The sequence below is a fragment of the Pseudonocardia abyssalis genome, assembly GCF_019263705.2.
GTDB classification, from domain to species: Bacteria; Actinomycetota; Actinomycetes; order Mycobacteriales; family Pseudonocardiaceae; genus Pseudonocardia; species Pseudonocardia abyssalis.
In genome coordinates, this window is sequence record NZ_JADQDK010000001.1 from 271,786 (window position 1) to 289,326 (window position 17,541).

Consider the following 17,541-nt stretch of genomic DNA (forward strand, 5'->3'; position numbering starts at 1 on the left):
ATGGGGGTGCGGAGCGAGGGGGCGTCGATGGGGACGGTGGACACCTGGGAGCGCTTCCAGGCGGGGGAGGAGCCCCGGGGCGTGCGCGCGGAGGTGCTGACGTCCTGGCGACGGTCCCGGTTCAGCGGCGTGGATCCCGAGTACGTCGACGTCCCGTACCTCGAGACCGATCTCGACAGCCACTTCGCCCGCGTCGCCGTCCCGATCATGACCGGGATGGCCGACCTGCTGGTCGGCGACAGCTCGTGCCTGGCGCTGTCCGACGCGTCCGGCAGCGTGGTGTGGAGGTGGGTCTCCGAACCGATGCTCCGCACCACGCTCGACGGCCTGTCGGTCATCGAGGGGTTCTGCTTCAACGAGGAGTTCGTCGGCGCCAACGGTCTCGGCACCGCGCTCGAGACCGGGGGGCTGACGGTCGTGCGGGGGTCCGAGCACTTCGTCCACCGGTTCCACGACGTCACCTGCGTCGCGGCGCCGGTGCGGCATCCGGTGACCCGGCGCGTCGTCGGTGCCGTCAACGTCACCTGCCGCGCGGCCGACACCAACTCGCTGCTCTCGGTGGTGGTGCGCAAGCTCGTCGACGAGATCCAGGTCGCCCTCTACGACTCGGCCACGGCACGGGAGCAGCACCTCCTGTCGGCGTTCCTCGACGAGCAGCGCCGGGTGGGCGGCCCCGTCGCCGTCGTCGGTGACGGGCTGATCATCGCCAACCCGCAGGCGGCCGATCTGGGCCTGGATCGTCTCGACCTGTGGGACGAGATCCGCGCCCTGCGCGGGGCGGGGGACGGCACGAGCATCGGCCTCCCGGCCGACCTGACCGCGCAGGTGCGGATCGTGCGGGACGCGGGCGCACCGGCCGGGGCGGTGATCACCGTGGCCGATCAGCCCGCGCGGCCGCAACCGGCACGCCGGCCGGTCGCGGGGGCGGCCGGGGACGAGTGGGAGGCCGCGGCCGTGCGTGCCCGGCGACTCGCCGCCGACGGACCGGTGGTCGTGCTCGGCGAGCCCGGCTCGGGCAGGCGCTCCGTGCTCGCGGGAGCCTTCGGCGACGATCCGGAGGTGCTCGACGCGGCCACCCACCACGCCGATCCCGCCGCGTGGTTCGACCGGTTGCGGACCGTGCTCAGCGGTGACGCGCCGGTGGTGCTGCTCCACGTCGACCTGCTCGACACCACCGCGTCCGCGGCGGTCACCGCGACCATCGCCGCCGGCCCGCGCCCGGCCGTCGGCCTGACCGCCACCGCGGCGGAGGACGATCCGGCCGCACCGCAGACGATGCGGTTGATCGACCGGCTGGCCGCGGGCTCCGTGCGGCTGCCGCCGCTGCGGCGCAGGCCCGATGCGGTCGTGGCGATCGCCCGGTCCGAGCTGGGCCGGTACGGGGGTGGGCAGACCTTCGCCGCCGACGCGTTCGCGGCGCTGCGCCGTTACCACTGGCCCGGCAACCTCGCCGAGCTCACCCGGGTCGTGCGCGACGTCGCCCGCGACGCCGACGGTCCGACGATCGCCCTCGCCGCGTTGCCCGCGGAGGTCCGCGCCGCCGTCGGACGCCGGGTCCTGTCGCCGATCGAGCGCTCCGAGGCGTCGGTCATCGCCTCGGTCCTGCGCGAGCACGACGGCAACAAGTCCACCGCCGCCCGGGAGCTCGGGATCTCCCGCACCGCCCTCTACGCGAAGATCCGCACCTACCGGATCTGAGCGGTCCCCGGTGCCCGCTTGACAACGCCCGCGGTTGACCATGGGATGCATTCCACGGAGTTCCCGCGCGGCGGGCGGACAGGCGTCGGCGGGGGCGGATGGCACGGCAGCGCGGTGAGGCCCGGATCGCGTGGGCGCTCCTGGCCCCCAGCCTCTTCGGTGTGGTGGCGTTCCTGGTGGTGCCGGTGCTGGTCGTCGCCTGGCTGGGGATGCAGAGCTGGGACCTGATCGGCCCGCGCACGTTCGTCGGGCTCGACAACGTCACCACCGTCGCCGCCGACGGCCGGTTCGCGCGGTCGCTGCTGGTCACGGCGCTGTTCGTCGTCATCGTGATCCCGTTGCAGACCGCGCTCGGGCTGGGCGCGGCGCTCCTGCTCCACCGCGACCTGCCGGGCTCGGCGGCCTTCCGGGTGATCTACCTGCTGCCGTGGATCTGCGCGCCGCTGGTGCTCGGGGTGGTGTGGCGCTGGGTGCTCGCGCCCACCGACGGCGCGCTCAACGCCGTACTGGGCACGCGGATCGAGTGGCTGGCCGACCCGGCGCTGGCGCTGCCGTCGGTCGCCGCGGTCACGGTGTGGACCCAGGCGGGCTACGTCGCGCTGTTCTTCGTCGCCGGGCTGCGCGCGATCCCGTCGACGGTGCTCGAGGCCGCGCTGCTCGACGGCGCGAACCGCCGGCAGACGTTCTGGCGGGTGACCCTGCCACTGCTGCGCCCGACCACGTTCTTCGTGCTGGTCACCGGCGTGATCTCCAGCTTCCAGGTGTTCGACTCCGTCTACGCGCTCACCCCGAACGGCGGCCCGCAGGGCGTCACCGACGTGGTGGCGGGGCGGATCTACTACGAGGCGTTCGAGAACCGGGCCGTCGGGCAGGCCGCGGTGATGGCGCTGGTGCTGTTCGTGATCCTGGTGACGGTGACGCTGGTGCAGCAGCGGTGGTTCTCCCGCCGCACGACCTACGACCTGTCGACGTGAGGGGCCGCAGTGTTGCCGGGACGTGGGCCACCTACGTGGTGCTCGTCGTCGGCGCGGTGCTGGTGCTGGCGCCGTTCGTGCTCAGCCTGTCGACGGCGCTGAAGACCCCGCGCCAGTTCGCCGCGCAGTCGGTGCTGGCCCCGCCCGCGCCGCCGGTGGCCGACAACTTCGTCGCGCTGTTCGGCGAGCAGTACGACTTCACGACCCCGATCGCGGTGACGGTGCAGGTCGTCGCCGTGATCCTGGTGGGGCAGCTGCTGTTCTCGGTGTTCGCCGCCTACGCGTTCGCCCGGCTGCGCTTCCGGGGCCGCGACACCCTGTTCTGGGTCTACCTCGCGACGCTGATGGTGCCGCAGGCCGTCACGATCATCCCGCTCTACCTGATGATGACCGAGGCCGGTCTGCGCAACACGTTCTGGGCGCTGGTGCTGCCGCAGGTCTTCGGCTCGCCGTACGCGATCTTCCTGCTGCGCGAGTACTTCCGCGGCATCCCCTCGGACCTGCTCGACGCGGCCAAGCTCGACGGCGCGGGCACGCTGCGGATCCTGTTCAGCATCGTGCTGCCGATGAGCCGGCCGATCATCGCGACGCTCGTCGTGATCACCGTGGTGACGCACTGGAACAACTTCCTGTGGCCCCTGGTGATCACCTCCGGGCCCACCTGGCAGGTGCTGACGGTCGCCACCTCGGCACTGCAGACCCAGTACAACGGCAACTGGACGATCGTCATGGCGGCCACGACGATCGCGATCGTCCCGCTGCTGGTGCTGTTCCTCGCGGTCCAGCGCAACGTCGTCCGATCCATCACGATCACCGGGTTCCGGTGAGGGGGAGAACCATGACCACCTTCGACCGACGCACCGCGCTGAAGCTCTCGGCCGTCGCGGCCCTCGCCCTGACCGGGTGCTCCCCCGCGTCGCCGAGCTCGGGTGCGGCACCCGACGGCGTCACGACGGTGACCTTCCGGCTGTGGGACGAGGACGTGGAGACGGCCTACCGCGAGTCGTTCGACGAGTTCTCCCGGCAGAACCCCGACATCCGGGTGGAGTTCACCCGCGTCGCGTTCGCCGACTACTTCACCTCGCTGCCCCTCGACGTCGCGAGCGGGACGGCGACGGACGTCTACTGGGTCAACGCCCTGAACTACGGCGCGCTGGCCGACGCGGGCAAGCTGATCGACGTCGGCACCGAGCTCGGTGACCAGGTGCCCGGCTGGACCCCGGCCGCGGTGGAGCAGTACACCCGCAACGGCGTCGTGTGCGGCGTGCCGGTCCTGACCGACGGGCGGATCGTCCTCTACTACAACAAGGCCATGGTGGAGGCCGCCGGCGTCGACCCGGCGAACCTGATCTGGAACCCGACCGACCCGGCGGCCGACACCTTCCTCGCCGCCGCCCAGCGGCTGACGCTCGACACGTCCGGCCGCAACGCCACCGATCCCGCCTTCGACGCGGGTGCGATCGCCCAGTACGGCCACAACGCGGCGCGCGACCTGCAGGGCGTCTACTACAACTTCGTCGGCTCCAACGGCGGCCGCATCCAGGCCGAGGACGCCACGTTCGTCTACACCGAGCCGGCCACCGCACAGGCGTTCGGCTACCTCGTCGACCTGATCAACCGCCACCGCGTGGCCCCGTCGGCCGCAGACACCAACACCAACCCCGACTTCAGCCGCGACCAGTTCCTGCAGGGCCGGATGGCGCTGTTCTCCTCCGGCACCTACAACCTGCAGAACATCGACGACGGCGCGGAGTTCGAGTGGGGGATCGCGCCCCTGCCCGCGGGCCCGGCCGGGCGCGTCAGCGTGGTCAACAGCATCATCGCCGCGGGCAACGCCGACAGCCCGAAGCGCGAGCAGATCCTGCGCGTGCTGCGCTGGCTCGGGTCGCCGGAGGGGGCGGTGGCGGTCGGGGCCCGCGGCGCCGCCCTGCCCGCCGTGCTCGACGCCCAGCAGGGCTACTACGACTACTGGTCCTCGCGCGGCGTCGACACCGCCCCGTTCGGCACCGACGGTGGCGACCCCACCATCGACGCCCCCTTCGGCCCGAAGTACGGCGCGGCCACCACGGCGAACGAGGGCGTCCTGAACGACGTCTTCTCCGGCCGCATCCCCCTCGCCGACGGGCTGCAGCAGGCCCAGGACGTCGCGAACGCCGCACTGCGCTGACCGCGCAGACCTGGTGGTCACCGCGCAGGGCCCCGGCGGTCTGCGCGGTGACCGTGGGTCTGTGCGGTGCCCGCCACCCGGACGACACCGAAGGAGCACACCATGACCGCCCCCACCCACCTCGCCCTCTCCGAGGTCCTCGACCTCGACCGCTACCCGATCGACCGGCCCGACAGCCCCCGCGGCCGGGCGCTGGTGGAGTTCTGCCGGGCCGCGCTCGCGTTCGAGGGGGCGTGCCAGCTGCCCGGGTTCCTGCGGCCCGACGCCGTGGCGCGGCTGGTCGACGAGGCGCTCGGGAAGCGGGGGAGTGCGCACCGCACCGACGGCACCCACAACGTCTACTTCGAGCCGGTCACCGACGACGGGGTGGGGTCGCTGCTGCAGCACTCGTCCAAGTCGGCGATCGCCTGGGACCTCGTCGACGACGACTCCCCGCTGCGCGTCGCCTACACCTCCGAGGAGCTGACCGGGTTCCTGGGACGGGTGCTCGGGCCGGCCGAGCTGCACCGGTTCGCCGACCCGCTGGGCGCCGCGTCGCTGATGGTGTTCGACGCCGGGGACGAGCTGGGGTGGCACTTCGACCGCGCCCCGTTCGCCGTGACGATCATGCTCCAGCCGGGCACCGCGGGCGGGGCCTACGAGTACCACCACCTCCTGCGCACCGCCGAGGACGAGAACCCGGACGGCGTCCGGGCCGCGCTGGCCGACGAGCGGCCCGGACGGATCACGCTGCCGAACGAGCCCGGCACGCTGAGCCTGTTCCAGGGGCGGTACTCGCTGCACCGCGTCACGCCGGTGGCCGGGGACCGCCCGCGCATCAACGCCGTGCTGGCCTACTCCGCGCGCCCGGACGACCGGATGAACACCCTCACCCAGGAGCTGTTCTACGGGCGCAGCGCTCAGTAGGCGTCGCGGACGAAGACGATCCCGTCGCACCCCTCGGGGTGGGCGGGATCGAGCGGGAAGCAGCCCCGCCGCGGCGGGATGTCGGAGCGCTTCACGGTCCCGCGCAGCACCGCCGGGTCCGCGATCACCCGGCCCGCGGGGAGTGCGGCGAGGACGGCCTCCGGGCTACCGGAGGGCGGGTCGCCGACGCCGGGGCCGCGGCCCAGAGCGGAGGCGAGGAAGGCGTAGCCGGAGCCCAGCTCCGCCGCCGCGATCGCCCCGGCGCTCCACCAGCGCAGGCCGGCCCAGCTGCCCTGGTCGTACTGCAGGTGCCCGTTGTGGGCGAACGCCAGCGTCGGGCCGTCCCGCTCGACGACCGCGAGCAGGTTCTCGGCCATCATCGCGTCGCGCATCTGCATCATCCGGGCGAACCGCGCGGGACCGGGGTCGGCCATCGTGGCGTGGTAGCGCAGCAGCCCGGCGGCGGTGCGCGCGTGCAGGCGGGCGGTCCACCAGGCGTCCGGCGAGGTGGCGGCCAGCAGCGCGGGGGCGTGGGCGTACAGCAGGGCGCGGAGGTCGTCGGCGAGCAGGCGCAGGGCGACCACCTCGGCGGCGGACCCGACCGACCGGGACGGGTCCATCGCCGCCGCGGGCTCGGTCCACCGGGCGTCGGGACCGGTCAGCTCCTCGATCCCCGCTGCGGTGCACGGCGGCTCGATCACCGCCGACAGGTGGGCGTGCAGGGCGAGCAGCGCGGTGCGGGGGCTCTGGGCCTCGGTCATCTCCAGCGGGGCGTCGAACCCGTGGAAGCGCACCGGCTCGGCGCGGTCGCGGTTGTGCCCGCGCAGCCAGACCAGCAGCTCCCGGTTGGCCGCGTAGGCACCGAAGCCGTGGGAGAACCCGGTGGTCAGCAGGTCGTCGAGGTCGCCGGGGCCACCGCGGACCCACGCGTCGACGGCCAGCCCGGCCTGCGCGTCGCTCTCGAGCGCGACCGACCGGAACCCGGCGTGCTCCACCAGGTACCGCAGGGCCGCGTTGCGCATCCGCGGGAACGCCTCGACGCCGTGCGTCGGCTCGCCGAGCGCGAGCACCCGCGGCGGGGTCGGGCGGGCGGCCAGGAAGCGCGCGAGCGGCGCGCCGATCCCCTCGTCGTCGTCGGGGTGGAAGGGCAGGGGTGCGGGAGTGGTCACCCCCTCCACCGTATCGTTGAACACTCGGTTGAGACTGGGGCGATGAGCCCTCCCCGCCTGCGGCCCGTCGACCTGGCCCGCGAGCACGGACTGTCGACCCAGGCGGTGCGCAACTACGAGGAAGCCTCCATCCTCCCTCCGGCCGACCGCACCGCGCACGGCTACCGCGTCTACGGTCCGCGGCACGCGCTGGCGCTGCGGGCGTTCGTCGCGCTGATCCCCGCCCACGGGCACGCGACCGCCGCCGCCGTGCTGCGGGCGGTGCACCGCGACGACGTCGACGCCGCGCTCGCGCTGCTCGACGCGAGCCACGCCGAGCTGAGCGCGGACCGCGCGACGCTGGCGGCCGTGGACGCGGCCGTCCGGGATCCCGGCGTGCACGACCCGGCGCCCGCCGCGGCGTCGGCGATCGGACCGCTGGCCCGGCGCCTCGGCGTCCACCCCGCGACGGTGCGGGCCTGGGAGCGGGCCGGGATCGTCACCCCGCGCCGCGACCCCCGCACCGGCTACCGCGTCTACTCCGCCGTCGACGTCCGCGACGCCCACCTCGCCCACCAGCTGCGCCGCGGCGGCTACCCGCTGGAGCGCATCGCCGTCGTCGTCGCGCGGGTCCGCGACGCCGGCGGGGTCGCCGCGCTCGAGGCGACGCTCGACGACTGGCACGCCCGGCTCCGCCGCCGCGGCCTGGCGATGCTCGGCGCGGCGGCGGCGCTGCACACCTACCTGGTGACACCTGTCATCGACGGGGAGCCCGAGCGTCACACCGACCGGTGACGGGCGGGACTGCCGGTCGCGGGGCCCACCCGGCCACCATCAAGCCATGCGATCACGAACACTGACCGTGCTGCTCACCGCGGGCGTGCTCGCCGCCGGGTGTTCGACGGGGGTGGCGGCCGGGGGGTCGGCCGCGCCCGCCGTGGCCTGGCAGGAGTGCGGCCCGAGCCTCGACTGCGCCACGCTCGACGTCCCCGTCGACCACGCCGATCCGGACGGCGACACCGTCGGGCTGGCCCTGGTCCGGCACCGCGCGACGGACCCGGCGCAGCGGATCGGCAGCCTGCTCTACAACCCGGGCGGGCCGGGCGGTTCGGCGAACGAGGCCGTCCGGACGATCGACGCGGCCGCGGGCACCGGCCCGTGGTCACCGGAGCTGCTTGCGCGCTTCGACATCGTGGGGATGGACCCGCGCGGGGTGGGGGAGAGCGAGGGCATCCGCTGTCTCGACGACCCCACCCGCGAGGAGAACCTCGCCCTCGACCTCGACCCGACGCTGCCCGGCGGCATGCCCCGTGCCGACCTCGACGCCGAGGCGCGGGAGCTGATCGCGGGCTGCGAGCAGGGCGTCGACCCCGCGCTGCTGGCGAACATGGCCACCGACGACGTCGCCCGAGACATCGACCTCGTCCGGGCCGCGCTCGGCGAGGACCGGATCAGCTACCTCGGCGCGTCCTACGGCACCCTGCTCGGTGCGACCTACGCGACCCTGTTCCCGGACCGCGTCCGGCACATGGTGCTCGACGCGGCCGTCGACCCCACCCTCTGGCAGAACGACCCGATCGACGCGACGACCGCGCAGGCGCTCGGCGGCGAGCGGATGCTCGACGCCTACCTCGCGGCTTGCGTCGAGCAGGGTTGCCCGTTCGGCGCGGGTGACCCGGGTGCCGCGCTCGACGCGCTGGTCACCCGCCTGGAGGCGCAGCCGCTGGAGGTCCCGGCCGCGAACGGTCTCCCGGCCGGTCGCCTCGACGGGGCCGCGGTGCTGCTCGGTGCCCGCATCGCGATGTTCGCTCCCAGCCTGTGGCCGGTGCTGACCACCGGACTGCTCGCGGCGGAGGGCGGGGACGGATCGATCCTGCTGGGCCTGTCGACGGCCCTGTCCCGCGAGCCCGACGGCTCCCCGGGGGGCCTGCTCGAGGCCAACACGGCCGTCAACTGTCTCGACCGCGCCGTGCCCACCGACCCGGCCGTGCACGACGCGAACGCCGCGGAGATCGTCGCGGCCGCACCCCGCTTCGGCGGGCTGACCAGCTACCTCATGCTGACCTGCGCCGCATGGCCCGTCCCGAACCCCGACCGCTTCACCGGCCCGCTGACGGGTGCGGGGGCCCCGCCGATCCTGGTCGTCGGGGGTCGCGAGGACGCCCAGACGCCGTACCCGTGGTCCGTCGCGATGGCCGACGGGCTGGAGTCCGGCGTCCTGCTCACCCGCGAGGGCTACGGCCACGGGTCCTACCGGGCGAGCGGCCCGTGCGTCGACACGGCCGTCGACCGCTACCTCGTCGACGGCACCGCGCCCGCCGACGGCACGGTCTGCGCCCAGGAGCCGGCGCCCAGCACCCTGCCCATGGCCGGATAGCGAAGGATGAGACACCACTGCGGCCCCGGGTGCGGTATGCCTGGGGCCGCAGTGTGTTCCGCCGGACGCAAGGAGGCGTCATGATCTTCATCGTGATCAGGATCGACATCCGCCCGGAGAAGAAGGAGGACTTCCTCGCGGGCATCACGAGGTACTCCGCGCAGGTCCGGGAGGAGCCCGGCAACCTGGTCTTCTCCTGCTTCGCGAGCGTCGAGCGCCCGGAGGAGTACGCGGTGATCGCCAACTACGTCGACCAGGCGGCGGGGGAGGCGCACGTGTCCTCCGAGCACGCGCAGTGGTTCTTCGGCTGGCTGCCCTCGGTCGTCGCCTCGGTGCCGAAGATCGTCTACCAGGAGCTGCCGGACGGGGTGGGCTGGTCGGAGATGGGCGAGGTCGTGCTGGAGGGCCGCTAGCGCATCACGAACGTCCCGGCGCCCGGGTCGAAGCGCAGCTCGTCGCTGTCGAACGCGGCCCCGACCGCCCCGTCGGCCACCAGGTCGGCGGGCGCCCCGGTGCGCACGCCGCCGGCGCGGTCGAGCAGCCAGACCCGGTCGGCGACGCGCAGCGCGAGCTCGACGTCGTGGGTCGAGACGACCACGACGATGCCGCGGTCGCGGGCCAGGCGCCGGAGCAGGCCGGTCACCGAGACGCGCGACGGCGCGTCGAGGAACGCTGTCGGCTCGTCGAGGAGCAGCAGGTCGGGGGCCTGGGCCAGGGCGCGGGCGACGAGGACGCGCTGCCGCTCGCCGTCGGAGAGCCGTCCCACCCGCCGGTCCGCGAACTCCGCCGCTCGGACCGCGGCCAGCGCGTCGTCGACGGCGGCGTGGTCGGCCGCGCGCAGCGTGCCGCGGGCGCCGGTGTGCGGGTGCCGGCCGAGTCCGACGAGCTCACGGGCCGTCAGCAGCCCGCCGTCGACGCGCTCGGTGAGGACGACGGCGACGCGGCGGGCGCGCTCGGCGGGGGCCAGAGCCGGCAGGTCCGTGCCGCCCAGCGACACCGACCCGGCGACGGCGGGCAGCAGGCCCGCGACCGTCCGCAGCAGCGTCGACTTCCCGGCCCCGTTCGGCCCGAGCAGGGCGGTGAGCTCGCCGGGGCGGGCGTCGAGGGAGACCCCGCTGAGCACGGCGGGCCCGCGCCGGTGCCCGACGGTGAGGTGGTCCAGGTGCAGCGTCACGCGTTCACGACCCGGCTGCGGATCAGCACCGCGATGACGACCGGCGCCCCGACCACCGAGGTGATCACGTTGACCGGGATCGGCCCGGCCAGCCACGGCAGGTGCGCCGCGACCGCGCAGACCAGCGCGACCAGGGCCCCGGTGAGCAGTGCGACGGGCAGCAGGACCCGGTGGTCGGAGGTGCCGGCGGCCAGCCGGGCCAGGTGCGGCACCGCCATCCCGAGGAACGCCACCGGACCGCAGAACGCGGTGACCGCCCCGGCCAGCACGGCCGAGGACACCAGGATCACCAGCCGCACCCGCCCGATCCGGACGCCGACGCTGCGCGCGTAGTCCTCACCGAGCAGCAGCGCGTTGAGCGACTTGGTCCCGGCCAGCGCCACCAGCAGCCCGACCCCGACGACCGGTGCGAGCACGGCCAGGTCGGCGCCGGTCGTCCCGGAGAAGCTGCCCAGCCCCCACGCGATGAACTGCTGCGCGCGCTGCGGGTCGATCACGGTGAGCAGCAGGCTGACCCCGGCCGTGGCCAGCGACCCGAGCATCACCCCGACGATCAGCAGCACGATCCCGGACCGCACCCAGCGTGAGAGCAGCAGCACGACCCCCAGCACGAACCCGGCGCCGACGGCCGCGGCCACCACGGTGCCCGCCCGCCCGGCCCCGACCACCCCCGCGGTGAACGTGCCCGCCGAGCCGCCCGCGGTGCCCGCCACGGCGAGCGCGACGCCCAGGCTCGCCCCGGCGCTGACGCCCAGCACGTACGGCTCGGCGAGCGGGTTGCGGAACAGCGTCTGCAGCTGCAGGCCCGCCACCCCGAGCGCGGCCCCGGCCAGTGCCGCGGTGAGCGCCCGCGGCACCCGTACCGACCCGATCAGCACCGGCGCGGTGGGGTCGGCGGGGGTGAGCCCGAGCAGCACGGCCACGGTGTCGGCCGGCGAGACGACCACGGGCCCGACCGCGACGGCCAGCACCAGCGCCCCGACGGCGGCCACGGCCAGCAGGACCACCGCGCCCCACCCCCGCGGGTCGGGGCGCGGGAGTGCGCGGGCCGGGCCCCCGTGCCGCGCGAGCCGGGACGTCGTCGTCATCGGAGTTCGGTGTAGAACGCCTGCTCGTGGTCGGGGAGCAGCTCCGGGTGCAGGATCGCCACCAGGTCGGCGAGCACCAGGTCGGGGCGGGTCACCCCGCGCTCGTAGAAGTCGTTGCCCCCGTTCGGGCCGACCGACCGGTTCGCCGTCCACGTCCGCCCGTCGCGCATCGCGGCCAGCTCCCCGTAGCGGGGGTCGGCGGCGAGCGCGTCGGCCCGGGTGGCCCAGTCCTGCGTGGCCAGCCACACCGGCGCCTGCCCGGCCGTGGCGTAGACGGTCTCGAAGTCCAGCGTCAGGCTGCTCGCCGACGGGTCGTCCGCCCAGGGGTTCGCCCCGCCCGCGTCGTCGAGCAGGCGGCCGAGGTAGCTGCCCCCGGCCGGCACGCTCCAGACCCCCTCGAACAGCGACCCGGCGACGACGGGCACCGGCGCCGCCCCAGCCGCGAGCGCCGCGGTCCCGGTGTAGGCCGCCTCGACCTGGTCGAACACGGCGGTGGCCCGCAGCTCGTCGCCCGTCAGCGCGGCCATCACCTTGATCCACTCGGCGCGGCCGAGCGGGGTGGGCTCCAGGTACTCGGCGTTGGCGACGACGGGGATCCCGGCCTGCCGCAGCGTGGCGTAGGCGGGGTCGTCGAACCCGCCGGTCATGAGGACGTCCGGGCGCCCGGCGACGACCCGCTCGACGTCGACCTGCTCGGTGGGGGCGTACTCGGCCACCGCACCGGCGTCGATGGCCGCGACCACCTCCGGCGAGCTGACGAACCCGGCCGTCGCCACCCCGGTCAGGACGTCGACGCGGCCGAGGTCGACGAGCAGCGGCAGGTGGGTCGTCGAGCCGGAGTAGAGGCTGTCGACCGGCACCGGGATGCGCTGCGCCGACTCCAGCTCCGGCGGGAGGTCCGGCTCGGCCCCGCAGCCGACGAGCACGTAGGACTCCGGCGGCGCGCCCGGTGACGGCTGGTCCACCGTCAGGACCTGGTAGCCGTCCTCGTAGCGCAGCGAGAAGTTCTCCGCGTGCTCGACGGTGGAGCGTCCACCGGAGCCGGGGACGCAGTCGGCGGGCGCGGCGGCGGGGGCGGCGGCGCAGGCCGACAGGACGACGAGCCCGGCGAGCAGGGCGGGCACGAGACGCACGGGTGACTCCTCACGGGGATATCCGCCCCGGATCACGGAGGAGTGACGGCGTGAGTCTCTGGCTCTCCCCGGCGGGGGATCACAGTGGCGGGACCGCACCGGACTCGCACCGGCTTCCTCGTACCGCCGTCACCTGGACCCGGTCATCCTGTCACGCGCGGAGCTCCGCGTGCCGGGCGCGCAGGGCGGCGTCCTTGTTGACCGGGTCGTGCGCCTCGTCGGGGGCGATCTCGTGCGCGATCCCCACCCGGTTGAGCCGCCCGATCATGACGACGAGGTGCGCCACCCGGGCCTCGTCCCCGTCGATCGGGGCCTGGGCGCCGGTCGCGAGGTCCAGGACGGTGTCGAGCCACACCACCTCCGCGTGCAGGCCGGCCTCCTCCAGCACGACGTGCAGGCGGGCGCGCAGCTCGTCGGGCGGGAGGTCGATCCAGGTCGACAGGGTCTGCGCGTCGACGGGGAACAGCGCGTCGCGGTCGCGCAGGTGCAGCAGGTCCAGGGCGTAGGCCTGCCCGAACGCGCAGTAGCGGCAGCCGTTGACCAGGGAGATCGCCAGACAGGCCAGGTGGGCGCGGAGCGGCCCGAGCACCTGCAGCGTGCGCTGGTAGCGGGGCATGTGCGCCGCCATCCAGCCGATCGCGCGCCACGGCCCGAGATCGGCGACGACGTCCTCCATCACCCGCGGCGTGAACCCCCACAGCGCGCGCACGGCGATCTCGACGGAGCGGACGACGACGCGGTCCAGCGCGCTACCGGCCATCCGCACCTCCGAGAAGTCACTCCACGTTACCGGTTACTCACCCACGTAGGACATGACGTGCTTGACGCGGGTGTAGTCCTCCAGCGAGTACGCCGACAGGTCCTTGCCGTAGCCGGACTGCTTGACGCCCCCGTGCGGCATCTCGGCCACCAGCGGGATGTGGCAGTTGATCCAGACACAGCCCGAGTCGATCGCCGCGGAGACCCGCAGCGCGGTGCCGTGGTCCCGCGTCCAGACGCTCGCGGCCAGGCCGTAGTCGGTGTCGTTGGCCATGGCGACCGCCTCGGACTCGTCCGAGAAGCCCTGCACGGTGATGACCGGGCCGAAGATCTCGGTGCGGATCAGCTCGTCGTCGGCGCGCAGGCCGTCGACGAGGGTGGGCGCGTAGAAGTAGCCCCCGCCGCCGGCCTTCTCGCCGCCGGAGACCACCCGCGCGTGCGACGGGGCCCGCTCCACCAGCCCGGACACGTGCGCGAGCTGGGTGGGGTTGTTGACCGGCGGGATGTAGAGGTCCTCGCTGCCCGCCACCTCGTCGCGGGACAGGCGCACGGCCGCGGCCTGCTCGGCGAGGGCCTCCACCAGCTCGCCGCGGATGCTCTCCGCCACGATGACGCGCGTCGCGGCCGTGCAGTCCTGGCCCGCGTTGAAGTACCCGGCGACGGCGATGCCCTCGGCCGCCGCGGCGATGTCGGCGTCGGCGAACACGACGCACGGGGCCTTCCCGCCCAGCTCCAGGTGGGTGCGCTTGACGGTGGCCGCGGCCGCCTCGGCGACCGCCTTGCCGGCCCGGGTGCTGCCGGTGATCGACACCATCGCGGGCGTCGGGTGCGCCGACATCAGCGCGCCGGTGCCGCGGTCGCCGCAGACGACGTTGAACACGCCGGGCGGGAGGATGTCGGCGAACAGCCCGGCCATCAGCACCGCGCTCGCGGGCGTCGTGTCCGACGGCTTGAGGACGATCGTGTTGCCCGCAGCCAGGGCCGGCGCGAACTTCCAGACCGCCATCATCATCGGGTAGTTCCACGGCGCCACCGACCCGACGACACCGACCGGCTCGCGCCGGATCGTCGACTGGAAGCCGCGCATGTACTCCGCGCTCGCCTTGCCCTCCAGCATCCGCGCCGCCCCGGCGAAGAACCGGATCTGGTCGACCATCGGGGGGATCTCCTCCGACGCCGTGAGGCCCAGCGGTTTGCCGGTGTTGCGGGCCTCCGCCTCGATCAGCCGCGACGCCCCCAGGGAGACGGCGTCGGCCATCTCGAGCAGCTTCTCCATCCGCTCCCCGGGGGTGGTGCGCTTCCACCCCCCGAACGCGCGGGCCGCGGCGGCGTAGGCCGCGTCGACGTCGGCGGCGGTGGACAGCGGGGCGGAGGCGTAGACCTCGCCGGTGGCCGGGTTGACGACGTCGGAGTAGCCACCGTCGGCGGGCGGCACGAACTCCCCGTCGACGTAGTTGAGTAGCTGGCTCTTGTCGGGCATCGCGTCAGTCTGGTGACGCCCCGGGGCCCGGGCAAGGGCCCGGGCGGATCTCCGGTCGGCCCTGTCCGTCCCGGCCTCAGTGGTCGCCGAAGACGACCGTGTAGTGGGCCCGGTCGATCGTCGGGTAGCCGTTGTAGGCCTGGCCGACCGCGAACGTGGTCGCGTGGGGGTCGAGCAGCCGGGCGTTGTGCCCGGGGGAGTTCTTCCACCAGTTCAGAGCGGCCTCAGGAGAGCTGTAGGAGGGGGAGGAGCCGTAGCCCCAGAAGTTGATCTCACCCAGGTATCCGGTGTAGCCCGAGCAGAACTGCACGCGCTGGGCGACGTCCATGCCGCGGGTGTCGACATGGTTGCTGGGCGAGAACCCGCGGTTGAAGCTGTCCAGGCTGGCCCACATGGCCGGGCGGGCCAGCGTGCGGGAGTAGGTCAGCGGTCGCAGGCCGTTCTGGGCGCGGTAGGCGTTGATCGCGTTGGCGAGCACGACCTCCCCGTCGCGGTGGTCGAGCGCGAGGCCGTCGACGTAGCTGCCGTAGCCCATGTAGGCGCAGTCGCGCGGGGCGGCCGACGCGGGGGTGGCCAGCCCGGCCATGAGGCCGGCGGCGAGGAACGTGCCTGCGGTGACGGTGGCGATCCTGCGGATGCGGGTGGAGGCGGACATCGGGTGCTCCTCGGGGGGTGTGGGTGGTCCGCGCCGGCCGTCCGGCGTCGTTGTCTGATGGACGACCTCCGGGGCCCTCGGGTTACACCCCGGCCCGTCGATATCGTGGAGCCATGTCGACCGAGACCATCGAGTTCCAGGCGGAAGCCCGCCAGCTGCTCCAGCTGATGATCCACTCGATCTACTCGAACAAGGACGTCTTCCTGCGCGAGCTCGTCTCCAACGCCTCCGACGCGCTGGACAAGCTGCGCCTGGCGTCGTACCAGGACAAGGACCTCGGCGCCGACGTCGACGACCTGCACGTCGAACTCGCGGTCGACCCCGACGCCCGCACCCTGACGATCCGCGACAACGGCATCGGCATGAGCCGCGACGACGTCGTCGGCCTGATCGGCACCATCGCCCGCTCCGGCAGCGCCGAGATGCTCGCGCAGCTGCGGGCGGCGAAGGAGAACGGCGGCTCGTCGGAGGAGGCGTCGGCGGAGCTGATCGGGCAGTTCGGCGTCGGGTTCTACTCCAGCTTCATGGTCGCCGACCGCGTCGAGATGGTCACCCGGCGGGCCGGGGAGACGGCGGGCGTGCACTGGGAGTCGGCGGGGGAGGGCACCTACACCGTCGAGGACGCCGCGGACGCGCCGCAGGGCACCACGATCACGCTGCACCTCAAGCCCGTCGACACCGAGGACGGTCTGCACGACTACGCCGACGAGGCGGTCGTGCGCGGGCTCGTCAAGCGGTACTCGGACTTCATCACCTGGCCGATCCGCATCGGCGACGAGGTCGTCAACTCCCGCAAGGCCCTGTGGTCGCGCCCGCAGAGCGACGTGACCGAGGAGGAGTACACCGAGTTCTACCGGCACGTCAGCCACGACTGGCAGGAGCCGCTGGAGACCATCCGCCTGTCCGCCGAGGGCACGTTCGAGTACCAGGCGCTGCTGTTCCTGCCCGCGCACGCGCCGATGGACCTGTTCATGCGCGACGCCCGGCGGGGCGTGCAGCTCTACGTCAAGCGCGTGTTCATCATGGAGGACTGCGAGGCGCTCGTCCCCGAGTACCTGCGGTTCGTCAAGGGCGTCGTCGACGCGGCGGACCTCTCGCTCAACGTCTCCCGCGAGATCCTGCAGCAGGACCGCCAGATCCAGCTGATCCGCAAGCGGCTGGTCAAGAAGGTGCTCTCGACGATCCGGACCATGCTCGACTCCGACGCCGAGAAGTACGCCGCGTTCTGGTCCGAGCTCGGCCGCGCGCTCAAGGAGGGGCTGCTCTCCGACGGCGACAACCGCCAGGCGATCCTGGAGGTCTGCTCGTTCCCGACCACGCACGACGCCGAGGCGCAGACCACGCTGGCCGACTACGTCGCCCGGATGCCCGAGGGGCAGGACGCCGTCTACTACATGACGGGTGACTCCCGGGCCGCGCTCGAGGGCTCCCCGCACATGGAGGCGTTCCGCGCCAAGGGCTACGAGGTGCTGCTGCTGACCGACCCCGTCGACGAGGTGTGGGTCGACATGGTCCCGGAGTTCGACGGCAGGCCGCTGGCCTCGATCGCGAAGGGCGACGTCGACCTCGGCGGCGACGACCTCGACGACGAGACCAAGCAGGGCTTCGACGGTCTGCTCACCTGGCTGGGCACCACGCTGGAGGACGACGTCAAGGAGGTGCGCCTGTCCCACCGGCTGACGACGTCGGCGGCGTGCCTGGTCGGCGACCCCGGCGACCTCACCCCGACGCTGGAGAAGATGTACCGCGCGATGGGGCAGGAGCCGCCGAAGGTGAAGCGGATCCTGGAGCTCAACCCGCAGAGCCCGCTGGTCGTGGGCCTGAACCGGGCGTACGCCGAGCGTCCCGACGACGAGGAGCTGCGCGGCATCGCCCGGTTGCTGCACGGCACGGCCCTGCTCGCCGAGGGCGGCGACCTGCCGGACCCGGCGGCGTTCGCCGCCGCGCTGTCGGCGCAGCTGGAGCGGTCGCTGGGGGAGTGA

At 73.8% G+C, this 17,541-nt stretch carries 16 protein-coding genes and 1 riboswitch; of the genes, 9 read left to right on the plus strand and 7 right to left on the minus strand.

Annotated features, from left to right (window positions below):
* The first annotated feature begins 27 nt into the window (after positions 1-27).
* The 5 genes from I4I81_RS01370 (at position 28) to I4I81_RS01390 (ending at position 5,745) form a co-directional block, all read left to right on the plus strand.
* Positions 28-1,698, plus strand: coding sequence for a sigma-54-dependent Fis family transcriptional regulator (locus I4I81_RS01370; RefSeq protein WP_218615738.1), 1,671 nt, complete (start codon positions 28-30; stop codon positions 1,696-1,698).
* A gap of 98 nt (positions 1,699-1,796) precedes the next feature.
* Entirely contained in the window at positions 1,797-2,672 is an 876-nt protein-coding gene (locus I4I81_RS01375) for a carbohydrate ABC transporter permease (protein ID WP_225924454.1), read from the plus strand.
* Positions 2,669-3,499 (plus strand): carbohydrate ABC transporter permease, encoded by an 831-nt coding sequence (locus I4I81_RS01380; RefSeq protein ID WP_218603931.1) that lies wholly within the window; start codon positions 2,669-2,671, stop codon positions 3,497-3,499. The genes I4I81_RS01375 and I4I81_RS01380 overlap by 4 nt, the downstream gene beginning before the upstream one ends.
* 11 nt (positions 3,500-3,510) lie before the next feature.
* Positions 3,511-4,839 carry an ABC transporter substrate-binding protein gene (locus tag I4I81_RS01385; protein WP_218603932.1) on the plus strand — a complete coding sequence of 443 codons (1,329 nt, stop codon included), beginning with the start codon at positions 3,511-3,513 and terminating at the stop codon, positions 4,837-4,839.
* A gap of 102 nt (positions 4,840-4,941) precedes the next feature.
* Entirely contained in the window at positions 4,942-5,745 is an 804-nt protein-coding gene (locus I4I81_RS01390; protein ID WP_218603933.1) for a HalD/BesD family halogenase, read from the plus strand.
* On the opposite strand, the gene I4I81_RS01395 is transcribed toward I4I81_RS01390, so the two are convergent.
* Positions 5,739-6,914 carry an erythromycin esterase family protein gene (locus I4I81_RS01395; RefSeq protein WP_226363678.1) on the minus strand — a complete coding sequence of 392 codons (1,176 nt, stop codon included), beginning with the start codon at positions 6,912-6,914 and terminating at the stop codon, positions 5,739-5,741. The genes I4I81_RS01390 and I4I81_RS01395 overlap by 7 nt on opposite strands.
* A 42-nt stretch (positions 6,915-6,956) precedes the next feature.
* Here I4I81_RS01395 and I4I81_RS01400 point away from each other — a divergent pair, with 42 nt between their 5' ends.
* The 3 genes from I4I81_RS01400 (at position 6,957) to I4I81_RS01410 (ending at position 9,683) form a co-directional block, all read left to right on the plus strand.
* Positions 6,957-7,688 (plus strand): MerR family transcriptional regulator, encoded by a 732-nt coding sequence (locus I4I81_RS01400; protein WP_218603934.1) that lies wholly within the window; start codon positions 6,957-6,959, stop codon positions 7,686-7,688.
* A 46-nt stretch (positions 7,689-7,734) separates the two neighbouring features.
* The gene (locus I4I81_RS01405; RefSeq protein ID WP_218603935.1) at positions 7,735-9,270 is read left to right on the plus strand and encodes an alpha/beta hydrolase; all 1,536 of its coding nucleotides are present in this window, start codon (positions 7,735-7,737) and stop codon (positions 9,268-9,270) included.
* 80 nt (positions 9,271-9,350) lie between these two features.
* Positions 9,351-9,683: a putative quinol monooxygenase gene (locus I4I81_RS01410; protein ID WP_218603936.1), complete on the plus strand. Its 333-nt coding sequence runs from the start codon at positions 9,351-9,353 to the stop codon at positions 9,681-9,683.
* Here I4I81_RS01410 and I4I81_RS01415 read toward each other — a convergent pair.
* The 6 genes from I4I81_RS01415 to I4I81_RS01440 form a co-directional block, all read right to left on the minus strand.
* Positions 9,680-10,444 (minus strand): ABC transporter ATP-binding protein, encoded by a 765-nt coding sequence (locus tag I4I81_RS01415; protein WP_218603937.1) that lies wholly within the window; start codon positions 10,442-10,444, stop codon positions 9,680-9,682. The genes I4I81_RS01410 and I4I81_RS01415 overlap by 4 nt on opposite strands.
* On the minus strand, positions 10,441-11,532 hold the full coding sequence (locus I4I81_RS01420; RefSeq protein WP_218615739.1) for a FecCD family ABC transporter permease: 1,092 nt from the start codon (positions 11,530-11,532) through the stop codon (positions 10,441-10,443). Before I4I81_RS01420 ends, I4I81_RS01415 begins: the two co-directional genes overlap by 4 nt.
* On the minus strand, positions 11,529-12,665 hold the full coding sequence (locus I4I81_RS01425; RefSeq protein WP_218605308.1) for an ABC transporter substrate-binding protein: 1,137 nt from the start codon (positions 12,663-12,665) through the stop codon (positions 11,529-11,531). The genes I4I81_RS01420 and I4I81_RS01425 overlap by 4 nt, the downstream gene beginning before the upstream one ends.
* A 30-nt stretch (positions 12,666-12,695) precedes the next feature.
* Positions 12,696-12,811, minus strand: a riboswitch (cobalamin riboswitch).
* 5 nt (positions 12,812-12,816) lie between these two features.
* Positions 12,817-13,425 carry a hypothetical protein gene (locus I4I81_RS01430; protein WP_218605307.1) on the minus strand — a complete coding sequence of 203 codons (609 nt, stop codon included), beginning with the start codon at positions 13,423-13,425 and terminating at the stop codon, positions 12,817-12,819.
* A 33-nt stretch (positions 13,426-13,458) separates the two neighbouring features.
* Entirely contained in the window at positions 13,459-14,904 is a 1,446-nt protein-coding gene (locus I4I81_RS01435) for an aminobutyraldehyde dehydrogenase (RefSeq protein ID WP_218605306.1), read from the minus strand.
* 76 nt (positions 14,905-14,980) lie between these two features.
* Positions 14,981-15,559 (minus strand): CAP domain-containing protein, encoded by a 579-nt coding sequence (locus I4I81_RS01440; RefSeq protein ID WP_218605305.1) that lies wholly within the window; start codon positions 15,557-15,559, stop codon positions 14,981-14,983.
* Between the two features lie 113 nt (positions 15,560-15,672).
* On the opposite strand from I4I81_RS01440, the gene htpG reads away from it, so the two are divergent.
* Positions 15,673-17,541 carry a molecular chaperone HtpG gene (gene htpG / locus I4I81_RS01445; protein ID WP_218605304.1) on the plus strand — a complete coding sequence of 623 codons (1,869 nt, stop codon included), beginning with the start codon at positions 15,673-15,675 and terminating at the stop codon, positions 17,539-17,541.

What these genes read in the sequence shown, in the direction of transcription:
- I4I81_RS01370 (WP_218615738.1), top strand. Translation starts at nt 28, where the DNA reads ATGGGGACGGTGGACACCTGGGAGCGCTTCCAGGCGGGGGAGGAGCCC.
- I4I81_RS01375 (WP_225924454.1), top strand. Translation starts at nt 1,797, where the DNA reads ATGGCACGGCAGCGCGGTGAGGCCCGGATCGCGTGGGCGCTCCTGGCC.
- I4I81_RS01385 (WP_218603932.1), top strand. Translation starts at nt 3,511, where the DNA reads ATGACCACCTTCGACCGACGCACCGCGCTGAAGCTCTCGGCCGTCGCG.
- I4I81_RS01390 (WP_218603933.1), top strand. Translation starts at nt 4,942, where the DNA reads ATGACCGCCCCCACCCACCTCGCCCTCTCCGAGGTCCTCGACCTCGAC.
- I4I81_RS01400 (WP_218603934.1), top strand. Translation starts at nt 6,957, where the DNA reads ATGAGCCCTCCCCGCCTGCGGCCCGTCGACCTGGCCCGCGAGCACGGA.
- I4I81_RS01405 (WP_218603935.1), top strand. Translation starts at nt 7,735, where the DNA reads ATGCGATCACGAACACTGACCGTGCTGCTCACCGCGGGCGTGCTCGCC.
- I4I81_RS01410 (WP_218603936.1), top strand. Translation starts at nt 9,351, where the DNA reads ATGATCTTCATCGTGATCAGGATCGACATCCGCCCGGAGAAGAAGGAG.
- I4I81_RS01420 (WP_218615739.1), bottom strand. Translation starts at nt 11,532, where the DNA reads ATGACGACGACGTCCCGGCTCGCGCGGCACGGGGGCCCGGCCCGCGCA.
- I4I81_RS01430 (WP_218605307.1), bottom strand. Translation starts at nt 13,425, where the DNA reads ATGGCCGGTAGCGCGCTGGACCGCGTCGTCGTCCGCTCCGTCGAGATC.
- I4I81_RS01435 (WP_218605306.1), bottom strand. Translation starts at nt 14,904, where the DNA reads ATGCCCGACAAGAGCCAGCTACTCAACTACGTCGACGGGGAGTTCGTG.
- I4I81_RS01440 (WP_218605305.1), bottom strand. Translation starts at nt 15,559, where the DNA reads ATGTCCGCCTCCACCCGCATCCGCAGGATCGCCACCGTCACCGCAGGC.
- htpG (WP_218605304.1), top strand. Translation starts at nt 15,673, where the DNA reads ATGTCGACCGAGACCATCGAGTTCCAGGCGGAAGCCCGCCAGCTGCTC.